This window comes from Xanthomonas sp. (genome assembly GCF_017163755.1).
Classification (GTDB): domain Bacteria; phylum Pseudomonadota; class Gammaproteobacteria; order Xanthomonadales; family Xanthomonadaceae; genus Xanthomonas_A.
On the sequence record NZ_JAFIWC010000012.1, the window covers coordinates 97,331 to 109,868 of the forward strand.

Below are 12,538 nucleotides of genomic sequence, written 5' to 3' on the forward strand. Positions count from 1 at the left end.
AACGTCCCGAACGCCAGCTTCAGCGGCTGGCCTGCATCCAGCATCCGCGTTTGCACCGACAGTCCCGTGCACGCGCCGCCGCCTTTCCGGGTCCCGAGTCCCGGTCCCGAGTCCCGCCCACTTTTAAAGAATCGGCACCAGCCCGGAGCCGAACGCCGTCAGCATCCGCACCAGCAGCCATTTCGGGCCGACGTTGACCTCGGGGAAGTCGCCGACCGCGCTGTAGCAGCGGTGGAAGCCGGGATCGCGCCGGGTCAGCGGCGCCGGGCAGTCCGGACCAGGCTGGAATTCGTAGTTGGTGGCATAGCGCCATGGCCAGAAATCCAGCACCGGCAACGCCTCCGACGCCTTGCCCAGGCTGTAGTTCAACCCCGACAGCACCGGCGGCTTGGTCCGCGGCGCCACCGTCCACGAGTTGGACGGCTCGATGTCGCGCAGGATACTGGCGGCCAGTACCTGCGCGAACGCCGGGTCGTCGATGATCACCGCGCCTTCGGTGTTGTAGTTCTCGCTGCGCGGATCGAAGTTGTGGGTGCCGATCACCGCGATGCGCCGGTCCACCACCAGCGACTTGGCATGCAGGCCCATGCGCGCGCCCTCGCGGGTCACCGGCAACGGGCGGTTGGCCGCCTGGCGGCTGAGGAACGACGGGCGCGTCTCCGTGCGCAGCACGCGGCGGTCGACCTGGCTGCCGTCGTTGCGCCGCCCGCTGCCGCTGGGACCGCCGCTGTTGCCGCTGCCGCTGCCGAGCATGCTGGAACGGCCGGCGGCGCTGCCGCCGATCAGCGGGTTGCGGCCGCCGTCGTCGACACCGGCGTCGGGATCCATTTGCAACGGCGACGGCAGCAGGTTGGCGTAGTCCACCGGCGCGTCCAGCGGAAACGGCTTGTATTCGTAGATGTCGAAGCCCAGTTCGCGCAGGTTGCGCCGCTTGTACTTGTACGACAGCGCATACACCACCGGGTTGTCGGTGGAGGCCAGGCTGTTGGTGGCGACGATGATCGTCGGCGGCGTCGGCCGCTTGCGCAGTTCGCGGAACAGCGCCTGCGCCGGGTCCGACAGCACCAGGTACGGCGTCTGCAGGATGATCTCGCGCTGCGCGCCGGTGATCAGGCTGACCCGCTTGGGCACGATCGCCGCCACCGCTTCCTTGGACGGCGCATCGCGCCGGTGCTTCTGCGGCGGATCGGCGGCGTAGCTGACGTTGCGCACCGGCAACGCCGGGCGCACGAAGGCGTCTTCGACAAAGGCCGGATCGGAGGCTTCGGCGCTGACCCGCTGCACGCGCTCCGGGCGCTGGAAGCGCGCCGGCGGCATCGGCGGCACGCCCTCGCGCAGCAGCAGCTTGCCCACGTCGTTGAGCCGCGCCACCGGCACGCTGCGCCGCGCCGTCCAGTAGGCATCGAAGCTGGCCGCCATCTCGCGCGCCACCGGACCGGCGACCAGCACGTCGCGGTCGCGGAAGTTGTACTCGGCATCCCAATCGTAATAGTCGTCCTGGTAGTTGCGCCCGCCGACCACGCCCAGCGCGTCGTCCACCACCAGCATCTTGTTGTGCATGCGCTGGTTGAAGCGGCGGAAACAGCACACCACGCTGGCGGCGTAATGGAAATAATTGGGCTTGGCCAGGCCGAAGGTGGGGTTGTAGACGCGCAACGAGAAGTTCTGGTGCGCGCCGGCCAGCGCGCCGAGGATCTGCAGGTCCGGGATCGCCGACAGCTGGTCGATCAGCACCCGCACCTTGACCCCGCGCCGCGCCGCGGCGAGCAGTTCGTCGATCACCAGCCGCGCGCTGTCGTCCTTGTCGAAGATGTAGGTCTGCAGGTCGATGCTGCGGCTGGCGCTGCGGATCAGGTTCAGCCGCGCCACCAGCGCTTCCTCGCCGTGGTCGAGGATGGTCGCGTAGTGCTGCGGCGCCGCTGCGCTCGACTGGCCGAACGCCTGCCCGCCCAGCGCGCGCAACGGCGAATCCAGCGCGCAGTTGTCGCGCTGGCTGCATTCGACCCGGGTCTCGCGCGCCGCTTCGGCGACCGCGACCGCGCGGCCCTTGTCGGCCTGCGACAGGCTCGCGCAGCCGCTGCCCAGCAACACCGTTGCCAGCGCCAGGAAACGCCATAGGAATGTCACGGAGCGGCAGCTCCGGTGAGGCGTGCGCGCAGCACGAAGGTGACCCGATCGCTCAAGGCCAGATCCCACTTGTCCATTCCATACCGTCCACGCAGTACCGTACCGCGGCTGATCGCGTCGCAATCATAGCCTGCGCGCGCGCATCCCGCCGGCATCAGGGTCAGCGTTTCCTGGTGGCTGATACCGCGGATGTTCAGGGTGCCGACCACCGCGCCGCCGCTGTTGAGCACGCCCGGCGCGAACGGCTGCGAGTCGAAGCTGAGCTCGGGATAGCGCGCGACATCGAAGAAGTCCTCGCCGCGCATCCACGCGGTGTAGCGCGGTTTGCCGGGGATCTCCACGTAGGCGCTGAACACCCGCAGATGCACCTGGTGGCGTCCGTCCGGCAGGATCTCCACGCTGCCTTCGAAGCGCGGAAAGAAGCCCTCGATGCGCTGCCCGAAGCGGGTGCGTATCTCGAAGCCGAAGCGCGACTGCGCCGGGTCGAACAGGTGCTCCACGCGCGGCGCGGGCGCCGCGGCCTGGGCGCCGGCGGTGGACGCCGGCAGCAGCAGGAACAGCATCCAGGCGCACAGCGCCTGGTGCCGGTGCGTTCGGCGCGGGCCGATCAAGGCCACCAGAAGGCGGTCAGGCGCGCGATGCCCGGTTCGATCGCGGCCTCCTGCGGCAGCGCGAGCACCACCACGCTGGCGGTGGGCATGCCGCGGTAGTCGCCGGACTGGCCGCTGTGCATCAGCGCCGCCAGCCGCTCCAGGCCTGGATTGTGGCCGACCAGCAGCAGGCGCTCGACCTCGCGGTGGCTGTCGAGCAGGTCGGCCAGGGTGCCGGAGGTGGCCTCGTAGATCCGCGGCTCCAGCCGCTGTTCGACGTAGCCGGTCGAGCCGAGCACCGCCTCCAGGGTCTCGCGCGAGCGCCGCGCCGGCGAGCACAGCACGCGGTCGGGCACCAGCCTGTGCTCGAGCAGCCAGCGCCCGGCGGCCTCGGCCTCGGCCAGCCCGTGCGGCGACAGCGGCCGGTCGAAATCGGCCTGGCCGGTCGCGGCCGGCTCGGCGTGGGCGTGGCGCAGCAGGATCAGTTCACGGACAGGAGTGGTCATCATCAAGCCTTCTTCAGCCATTTCAGCAGCGGTTCCCAGTCTTGCTGGTGGTCGCGGATCTGCGCGGAGCGGTAGTCGAACAGGCTGCGTCCCAGCCCCACCAGCACCACGTAGGCCTGGGTGTCGCGCAGCTGCGCCAGCACCGGGTACGGCCAGGCGCCGAGCATCTCCACCGCCTGCTGGGTGGCATGGGTCCATGGCTTGCTGCGATTGATCACCAGGCCCACCGGCAGCTTGCGCTGGTGCACCCGCGGCACCTTGGCCAGGGTATTGAGGAAGCCGACCGTGGCCTCGATGTCCAGCGCCGAGGGCATCACCGGCACCACCACCGCATCGGCGTGGTCCAGGAACAGGGCCAGGTCCTCGGCCATCGCGCCGGCCGCCGCGTCGACGATCACCCGCTGGGTGTCGTCGGGCAGGGTGGCGCGCCAGTTGCGTTTGCGGCTGGCGTCGATCGGCAGCACCGCGCTTTCCAGGCCGGCGCGGCGTTCGGCCCAGCGGGTGGACGACCCCTGCGGATCGGCATCGGCCAGCACCGTGCGCTTGCCCGCCAGCGCGTAGTACGCGGCCAGGTGCGTGGCTACCGTGGTCTTGCCGACGCCGCCTTTGGAGCCGGCTACCAGGATCGTCTTCATGCGCGCCTCGCTTCCGGGGAAGAGGCCGCAGCGTACACCGCCCCCTGGCCGGCCGGTAGTCAATGCGTAGTCAAGCGACCGGGCGCATTGCTATCGTGGCGTCCCCACGGCAACGGACCGCCCATGAGCGAGCTGCAGGACCTGACCGCGCTGATCCGCGCCAACACGCCGCTGATCGTCATCGAGACGCAGGAAGAGGCGCGCATCGTCGAGCTGTTCAAGCAGGCGCTGACCCAGGTCTGGCGCGCGCTGCACCGCTGGTCGATCACCGAGGGCCTGCGCCGCATCGACCTGGACCGCGAGGACGAGCCGTTCGGCCCGCCCGACGCCAGCGCGGTGCTGCAGGCGATCAAGCAGGCCGAGCAGCGCGGCATCTACCTGCTGCTGGACGTGGTGCCGTACCTGGGCTACGCCAGCCACCAGCGCCTGCTGCGCGACATCATCGAGCGCCGCCACTGCCAGCCGCACGTGCTGGTGGTGATCGGCGCCAAGGTCGAACTGCCGCCGGAGCTGGAAGCGCTGGCCACGCGCTTCAACCCGCAGCTGCCCAACGCCAACGCGCTGCTGAAGATGGTGCAGGAGGAAGCGGCCGGGTATGCGCGCGAGTTCGGCGGGCGCCGGGTCGAGGTGGACGGCGAGGCGGTCAAGCAGATCCTGCGCAACCTGCAGGGGCTGAGCCTGATCGACGCGCGGCGCATCGCCCGCCAGCTGATCTACGCCGACGGCGCGCTCAGCACCGCCGACCTGCCGCAGCTGGCCAAGCTCAAGTTCGAGCTGCTCAACCGCAGCGGCCACCTGCACTACGAATACGACAGCGCGCGCTTCGGCGACGTGGCCGGCGCGCGCCGGCTCAAGCGTTGGATCGAGCAGCGCCGCGCGGTGTTCGTCGCCGGCACCGCGCCGCCCGGGCTGGATCCGCCCAAGGGCGTGCTGCTGCTGGGCGTGCAGGGCTGCGGCAAGTCGATGCTGGCCAAGGCCACCGCGGCCGGTTTCGGCGTGCCGCTGCTGCGCCTGGACTTCGGCGCGCTGTACGCCAAGTACCACGGCGAGACCGAGCACAACCTGCGCGGCGCGCTGGCCTCGGCCGAGCAGCTGGCGCCGTGCGTGCTGTGGATCGACGAGATCGAGAAGGGCCTGGCCAGCGGCGGCGAGGACGGCGGCGTGTCGCGGCGGGTGCTCGGCTACCTGCTGACCTGGATGGCCGAGCGCAAGGCGCCGGCCGGCTCCGGCGGCGTGTTCATCGTCGCCACCGCCAACCAGGTGCACGAGCTGCCGGCCGAGCTGCTGCGCAAGGGCCGCTTCGACGAGATCTTCTTCGTCGACCTGCCCGACCCGGACACCCGGGTGGAACTGCTGCGCCTGCACCTGGCCCGGCGCCAGCTGCGCGCCGAGGACTTCGCGCTGCCGGCGCTGGCCGCGGCGGCCGACGGGTTTTCCGGCGCGGAGATCGAACAGGCCATCGTCTCCGGCCTGTACGCCGCGCACGCCGAGGGCCGGCCGCTGGATACCGACCTGCTGATGCAGGAGATCCGCGGCACCCGCCCGCTGTCGGTGGTGATGGCCGAGCAGGTCCAGGCCCTGCGCGAATGGGCGCGCGAGCGCACGGTGCCGGCGGACTGAGCGCGCGCGTTTGGTTTGCAGGACCGTGGCGCGCGAAAGAGCGCCAGGGGCGGCCGGATCCTTCGCCATCGCTCGTGCGGCATCGCTCCCTCAGCGGTGGACGGCCGGTCCGGCGCCGGCGTACGGCGCGCCGCAGGGGCCCACGGCTTGCCGCACTGCAGCGCGCTATCCCATCGCCCCCAGCAGCCACGCCCACGCCGGCAGCGACACCAGCGAGATCAGGATGCCGTAGCCGACCAGCGCCGCGGCCAGGCGCGGGGCCAGGCCGTGCGACATCGCCAGCACCGCGGCGCTGATCATCGTCGGCATCGCCGACTCGAGCACGTTGGCCTGCAGCATCTGCCCGCGCAGGCCCAGCGCCCACGACAGCGGCCAGGCCAGCGCCGGCAACAGCAGCAGCTTCAGCAGCAGGCCGGCGAGCAGCGGCTTGAGTTCCTCGCGCGGCAGCCGCAGCTGGATCGAGAAGCCCACCGCCAGCATCACCAGCGGCAGCATCGCGTCGGCCAGGTGCTGCAGGCCCGACGCGATCCAGGCCGGCGGTTGCGCGGGCATCAGCGTCAGCGCCGCCAGCAGCGCCCACAGCGCCGGGAACTTCGCCATGCGCAGCAGAATCTGCCGTGGCGACGGCGGTGCGTCGCCGCTGTAGCGCGCCAGCACGTACAGGCCGAACGTGGACAGCAGCACGAAGGTGCCGAACTGGTCGTAGACCACCGCGTACGGCAGCGCCGCCTCGCCGAGCAGGGCACGCACCATCGGATAGCCGATGAAGCTGGAATTGCCCAGCGCCACGCACAGCAGCAGCACCGCGTATTCGTCGCGGCGCAGGCGCAGCGGCCGGCGCAGCGCCAGCACCGCCAGCACGGTGACGCCGGTGAGCAGCCACGGGGTCAGCATCACCCCCAGCAGCGCCGGGTCCAGGTGCAGGCGCGGCACGTAGGTCAGCACCGACGCCGGCAGGCACAGGTACAGCACCACCGCGTTCAGCACTTCGGTGGCGTTGCCCGGCAGCACGCGCAGGCGGGCGAACAGCTTGCCGATCGCCAGCATCGCCAGCATCAGCGCAAACGCATCGAAAGCCATCGGTCAGATCGGGCGCGGGCCGTTCAGCATCGCATGCAGGCGGGCGCGGGCGCGTCAACGCGCACGCCCCGGCGGTTCACGGCCAGGCCGGCGGGTTGGCCTGCCATGCGGCCTGCACCTCGGCCAGCAGCGCGCGTTCGTCGTCGCGCCAGGTGGGCAGCAGCGCGTCGAAATTGGCGCCGCTGCCCCAGCGGTCGGGCCAGGTGCGCGCCGCGGCGGCGTACCACTTCACCGCCTCGTCCTTGCGGCTCAGCCGCCACAGCACCAGCGCCAGCGTCGGCGGCACCCAGTCCGGCGCCGCCGGGCGCCCGGGCAGCAGCGCGGCCCATTGCGCCAGCGCGCGCTCGGGCTCGCCGATGCGGTACAGGTCCCAGGCGTAGTTCCACTCGATGTTGCGCCGGTGCTGCGCACTGCCGCCCAGCGGACGCAGCGCCGCCTGGTACAGCTCTTCGCCCAGCTCGCGGCGGCCGCCAGCCATCGCCAGTGCCGCCAGCTGCGCGCGCGCCTCGCTTGCGTTCTGGTCGCGCTGCACCATCGTGGCCAGGCGATCGACCAAGGCGTCGCCTTCGCCCTGGGCCGCCACCACCGGACGGGTGGTGCTGCGGTCCTCGTCGAAATAGAACTCTTTGGGCGCCGGCAAGGTCTGCGCTGCTGCGCCGAACGCCGCCAAGCCAACCCAGGCCACCATCGCGGCCAGCGTGTATCGGTATGCCTTCACTGCTAACGATCCCCTGGAGGTTTTCCCCTCCCCCGTCGGCATCCTAACCGCTGCGGCCCGGCCGGGCGAGTACCCGGGGCGCAAAAGTGCCGCTGATACAATCGGCGCGCCGTTGCGGAGCCGCGTTCCGCGGACGTCGCCAGCCGCCCAGACCCAGGCACGCCATGACCAGTACCGCCGAACTCAGCTCGCCGTCCTCCGCCGACACCCCGCCCGCCGCGCGCCTGGACGCCGATTACACGCTCGAGCACAAGTACACCCGCACCGACGGACGCATCTACCTGTCCGGGGTGCAGGCGCTGGTACGCCTGCCGCTGATGCAGCAGCTGCGCGACCGCGCCGCCGGCCTGAACACCGGCGGCTTCGTCAGCGGCTACCGCGGCAGCCCGCTGGGCGGCTTCGACCTGGAGCTGTGGCGTGCGCGCAAGCACCTGGACGCGGCCAACGTGAAATTCCAGCCCGGCCTCAACGAGGACCTGGGCGCGACGATGGTGTGGGGCACGCAGCAGACCACGCTGTTCCCGGGCGCGCGCGTGGATGGCGTGTACGCGATGTGGTACGGCAAGGGCCCGGGCGTGGACCGCTGCGGCGACGTGTTCAAGCACGCCAACGCCGCCGGCACCTCGCGCCACGGCGGCGTGCTGGCGCTGGCCGCCGACGACCATGCCTGCCGCAGTTCGACCCTGCCGCACGGCTCGGAGGACGAGTTCGTCAGCGCGATGATGCCGGTGCTGAACCCGGCCGGGGTGCAGGACATCCTCGACCTGGGCCTGCTCGGCTGGGCGATGAGCCGCTATACCGGGCGCTGGGTCGGCTTCAAGACCATCGCCGAGACGGTGGAGTCGTCGGCGTCGGTGCAGGTGGATCCGTTCGCGCGGCATATCGTGCTGCCCGAGGATTTCGCGCTGCCGCCGGGCGGGCTCAACATCCGCTGGCCGGACCCGCCGCTGGACCAGGAGATGCGCCTGCACCGCTACGCGGTGCGCGCCGCGCAGGCGTTCGCGCGCGCCAACGGCATCGACCGCGTGGTGATGGATTCGCCGCGCGCGCGGCTGGGCATCGTCACCACCGGCAAGAGCTACCTGGACGTGCTGCAGGCGCTGGAGTACCTGGGCCTGGACGCGCGCGCCTGCGCCGACATCGGCATCCGCGTGTACAAGGTGGGCATGACCTGGCCGCTGGAGCCGCAGGGCATCGCCGCGTTCGCGCAGGGCCTGGAGGACATCGTGGTGGTGGAGGAGAAGCGCGCCTTCATCGAGCGGCAGATGAAGGAGCAGTTCTACAACTGGCCGGCGCAGGCCGGGCCGCGTCCGTCGATCGTCGGCAAGTACGACGAGGCCGGCGAGTGGATCCTGCCGAGCACCGGCGAGCTGACGCCGGCGACCATCGCCGGGGTGATCGGGCGCCGCATCCAGCGCCTGTTGCAATCCAGTGCGATCAGCACCGAGTCGATCGAGCAGCGGCTGCGCTGGATGGACGAGAAGGAAGCGGAGATGGCCCGTCCTCGTGCCATGTTTCCGCGCGTGCCGCACTACTGCAGCGGCTGCCCGCACAACACCTCCACGGTGGTGCCCGATGGCTCGCGGGCGATGGCCGGCATCGGCTGCCACTACATGGTCACCTGGATGGACCGGTCCACCGACACCTTCACCCACATGGGCGGCGAAGGCGTGACCTGGTCCGGGCAGGCGCCGTTCACCGACACCCCGCACGTGTTCCAGAACCTTGGCGACGGCACCTACTTCCACAGCGGCTCGCTGGCGATCCGCCAGTCGGTGGCCACCGGCGTCAACATCACCTACAAGATCCTCTACAACGATGCGGTGGCGATGACCGGCGGCCAGCCGGTGGACGGCAGCCTGACCGTGCCCGACATCGCCCGGCAGATGCGCGCCGAGGGCGTGCACACGATCGTGCTGGTCAGCGACGACATCGGCAAGTGGAAGCGGCGCCGCGAGCAGTTCCCGGCGGACGTGGAGTTCCACGACCGCGGTGAACTGGATGACGTGCAGCGGCGCCTGCGCGAGGTCAAGGGCACCAGCATCCTGATCTACGACCAGACCTGCGCCACCGAAAAGCGCCGCCGCCGCAAGCGCGGCAAGCTGCCCGATCCGGCCAAGCGGGTGCTGGTCAACTCGCTGGTCTGCGAAGGTTGCGGCGACTGCGGCGAGAAGAGCTTCTGCGTGTCGGTGCTGCCCAAGGAGACCGAGTTCGGGCGCAAGCGCCAGATCGACCAGTCCAACTGCAACAAGGACTATTCCTGCGTGTCCGGCTTCTGCCCCAGCTTCGTCACCGTGCACGGCGGGCAGCCGCGCAAGGGCCGCAGGGTCGACGCGGCCGCGCTGCTGCAGGACCTGCCGGCACCGACGCCGCGCAGCGACCTGGCGCGGCCCTGGAACATCCTGATCACCGGCGTCGGCGGCACCGGCGTGGTCACCATCGGCGCGCTGCTGGGCATGGCCGGGCACCTGGAAGGCAAGGGCGCCAGCGTGCTCGACCAGACCGGGCTGGCGCAGAAGGGCGGCGCGGTCACCACCCACATCCGCATCGCGCGCACGCCCGAGGACATCCATGCGGTGCGCATCGCCGCCGGCGAAGCCGACCTGGTGCTCGGCTGCGACATGGTCGTGGTCAACGACTACTGGGCGCTGTCGAAGGTGCGCGGCGACCGCTCGCAGGTGGTGCTGAACACCTACGAGGCGATGCCCGGCACCTTCACCACGCACCCGGACATGCAGTTCCCCGCCGCGCAGATCATCGCCGGGGTGACGCTGGCGTTGGGCGGCCGCGAGCCGTTGCTGCTCGACGCCACCCAACTGGCCACCGCGCTGCTCGGCGACGCCATCGCCAGCAACCTGTTCATGCTCGGCTATGCGTGGCAGCAGGGCCTGGTGCCGCTGTCGCACGCGGCGCTGATGCGCGCGATCGAGCTCAACGGCGCCGCGGTGGCGATGAACCAGCAGGCCTTCGCCTGGGGCCGCCTGGCCGCGATCGACCTGGCCGCGGTGCAGCGCGCCGCCGGGGTGACGGCGGATCCGGCCGGCGGCGCCGGGCCCGCGCCGGCGCCGGCGACGATGCGGCAACTGCCGCCGGGCGACTGGGAAGGCAACGAAGGCGGCGCCAGCGTCGCGCCGCGCAATCCGGACAATGCCCGCGAAGCGCGCGGCCTGCCCGCCGCCGGCGACGATGCCCAGCTGCACTATCTGCCGCTGGACGACGCGCGCCTGTCGCGCTCGCTGGACGAACTGGTCGACCGCCGCCGCGCCTTCCTCACCGACTACCAGGACGCGGCCTACGCCGCGCGCTACACCGCGCTGGTGCAGCGCGTGCGCGCGGCCGAATCGCGCGTGGCGCCGGGCGCGTCCGCGCTGGCCGAAGCGGTGGCGCGCTACCACTTCAAGCTGATGGCGTACAAGGACGAATACGAAGTAGCGCGGCTGTACACCAGCGGCGACTTCCAGCGCCAGGTGCAGCAGCAGTTCGACGGCGCCTATACGCTGCGCTTCCACCTGGCGCCGCCGCTGCTGGCCAGGAAGGACGCGCAGGGCCGGCTGCGCAAGCGCGAGTACGGGCCGTGGATGTTCACCGCGTTCAAGTGGCTGGCCCGGTTGCGCGTACTGCGCGGCGGCAGGTTCGACGTCTTCGGCTACAGCGCCGAACGCCGGCAGGAGCGGCGCCTGATCGCCGACTACGAGCGCACCGTCGGCGAGTTGCTCGAAGGCCTGCGCGCGGACAACCTGGCGCTGGCGGCGGAGATCGCCAGCGTGCCGGAGCACATCCGCGGCTACGGCCACGTCAAGGAAGCGCACCTGCACGAGGCCAAGCAGCGCGAAGCGCGGCTGCTGGCGACCTGGCGCAACCCGAAGGCGCTGCATATCGTGCAGGCCGCCTGAGCCGGCATCGCCGCGCGAGAAACGGCCGGGCTCAAGCCCGGCGCTCATCGGCGCCGAAGCCCCGCCCTTGTAGGAGCGGCTTCAGCCGCGACCATGACGCCGGCGGCAAGTCGCTGCAGGCATCGCTGCACTGCAATGCAGCGATGCCTGCAAAAAGCCCAAGACGCATGCCGGCAACACCTCGCCGTCATCGCCGAAGCGACACGCCGCGACAGACCATCGAACGGCTTGCCGCTAGCGGGCGGATGGCGTTCCTGTGGGCGCGGCCTTCAGCCGCAATGCGTGCAGCGACCATTCGATGCGCGTACCCGCTCCAAACGTCTCCTCGCCACCGATACTGCGCGACCGCATACGAACGCCGTCGACCCGGGAGGTGTCGACGGCGCATTCGATTCATCCATCAGCGATGCACCGGGCCGGCGCGTGCGCGCTTCAGCGAAGGTGGTCCCAACATCAGGTCACAGCGCCGCAGCGCCGCCCGGACCTTTAATACCTGGCCGACCGGGGTCGGACGACGTATCGGCTCGCGATCACACCCGCGGATCCGGCGGATTGCCCTGGCCAGGACGATCGTAACGGTCCGAATCGAAGGCTTCGCGCACCGCCGCCTTGGCCTGCGCCCAGGTCAGCCGCGAACGGTCCTTGACCCGCTCCCAGCCGCTTTCCAGGTCCGATTCCAGGCGATCGTCCCAGCTGCGGTTGCCATAGCGGCTGCGCGCCTGGATGCCGTAGCGGTAGGCCGGACGGTAGTCGTCGTAGCTGGCGTCGGTGTCGCGGTAGGCGGCGCTGTCGAAGCGGCCGGCATAGTAGCGGTCGCTGTCCTCGTAGGTGCGGTAGGTGGTGTCGGCGCGGTGCCAGGAATCGCGCGCCGCCAGGCGTGCGTCGTCCCACTCCAGGCGCGATTCGCCGCGCCGGGTGCCCCAGTCGTGGGACAGTTCGCGCTCGGTTTCGTCCCAGCTGCGGCTCGGATACTGCTCGCGCGCCTGCAGGCCCAGCCCGTAGGCGGCGGCATAGTCGCGGTCGTAGTCGTAGTCGGCTTTCACGTAGTCGCGATTGCGGTATTCCTCGCGCCAGTATTCGGCTTCGCCGGTCGGATCGATGCGCTCGGCCACGCCCTTGCCGGCCGCGGCGCCAGCGACCACGCCGATCGCCGCGCCGACCAAGGTGCCGATCGGGCCGAACACGGTGCCCGCCAATGCGCCCGCCGCCACGCCGCCGGCCGCGCCCCCGACGCCTACGCCGACCGGATGCGAACCCGGCGCGCCGGAAATGGGATCGCGATTGAGATCGCGCGCTTCGTCGTTGCTGCTCATGGGAATGCTCCGTTGGCAGTGAAGGGAATCACCGGCCTGCGTGCGGACGGCCCGTG

Annotated in this window: 9 protein-coding genes; 2 read left to right on the forward strand and 7 right to left on the reverse strand. The window is 71.0% G+C overall.

The annotated features are described in order from the left end of the window. Positions 1 to 123: 123 nt before the first annotated feature. The 4 genes from JR065_RS09995 to JR065_RS10010 are packed head-to-tail and all read right to left on the reverse strand — an operon-like array spanning position 124 to position 3,858. Complete coding sequence (locus JR065_RS09995; RefSeq protein WP_206233955.1) at positions 124 to 2,127, reverse strand: phospholipase D-like domain-containing protein; 2,004 nt, start codon at positions 2,125 to 2,127, stop codon at positions 124 to 126. Continuing rightward, positions 2,124 to 2,690 carry a YceI family protein gene (locus JR065_RS10000; RefSeq protein WP_206233956.1) on the reverse strand — a complete coding sequence of 189 codons (567 nt, stop codon included), beginning with the start codon at positions 2,688 to 2,690 and terminating at the stop codon, positions 2,124 to 2,126. The genes JR065_RS09995 and JR065_RS10000 overlap by 4 nt, the downstream gene beginning before the upstream one ends. A 44-nt stretch (positions 2,691 to 2,734) precedes the next feature. Continuing rightward, positions 2,735 to 3,223, reverse strand: a complete 489-nt coding sequence (locus JR065_RS10005; RefSeq protein ID WP_206233957.1) for a SixA phosphatase family protein — start codon at positions 3,221 to 3,223, stop codon at positions 2,735 to 2,737. A 2-nt stretch (positions 3,224 to 3,225) separates the two neighbouring features. Further along, the gene (locus tag JR065_RS10010; RefSeq protein ID WP_206233958.1) at positions 3,226 to 3,858 is read right to left on the reverse strand and encodes a ParA family protein; all 633 of its coding nucleotides are present in this window, start codon (positions 3,856 to 3,858) and stop codon (positions 3,226 to 3,228) included. Between the two features lie 123 nt (positions 3,859 to 3,981). On the opposite strand from JR065_RS10010, the gene JR065_RS10015 reads away from it, so the two are divergent. Beyond that, a complete protein-coding gene (locus JR065_RS10015; RefSeq protein WP_206233959.1) occupies positions 3,982 to 5,478 on the forward strand; it encodes an AAA family ATPase in 1,497 nt (498 codons plus the stop codon). Positions 5,479 to 5,643: 165 nt separating this feature from the next. Here JR065_RS10015 and JR065_RS10020 read toward each other — a convergent pair whose 3' ends face one another. Beyond that, positions 5,644 to 6,558, reverse strand: a complete 915-nt coding sequence (locus JR065_RS10020) for an AEC family transporter (protein WP_206233963.1) — start codon at positions 6,556 to 6,558, stop codon at positions 5,644 to 5,646. Between the two features lie 76 nt (positions 6,559 to 6,634). Beyond that, the gene (locus JR065_RS10025) at positions 6,635 to 7,255 is read right to left on the reverse strand and encodes a tetratricopeptide repeat protein (RefSeq protein WP_429001856.1); all 621 of its coding nucleotides are present in this window, start codon (positions 7,253 to 7,255) and stop codon (positions 6,635 to 6,637) included. A gap of 185 nt (positions 7,256 to 7,440) precedes the next feature. On the opposite strand from JR065_RS10025, the gene JR065_RS10030 reads away from it, so the two are divergent. Then, a complete protein-coding gene (locus tag JR065_RS10030; protein WP_206233964.1) occupies positions 7,441 to 11,169 on the forward strand; it encodes an indolepyruvate ferredoxin oxidoreductase family protein in 3,729 nt (1,242 codons plus the stop codon). A 530-nt stretch (positions 11,170 to 11,699) separates the two neighbouring features. Here the strand turns inward: JR065_RS10030 and JR065_RS10035 are convergent. Then, positions 11,700 to 12,482 (reverse strand): hypothetical protein, encoded by a 783-nt coding sequence (locus JR065_RS10035; RefSeq protein WP_206233965.1) that lies wholly within the window; start codon positions 12,480 to 12,482, stop codon positions 11,700 to 11,702. Positions 12,483 to 12,538 lie beyond the last annotated feature (56 nt).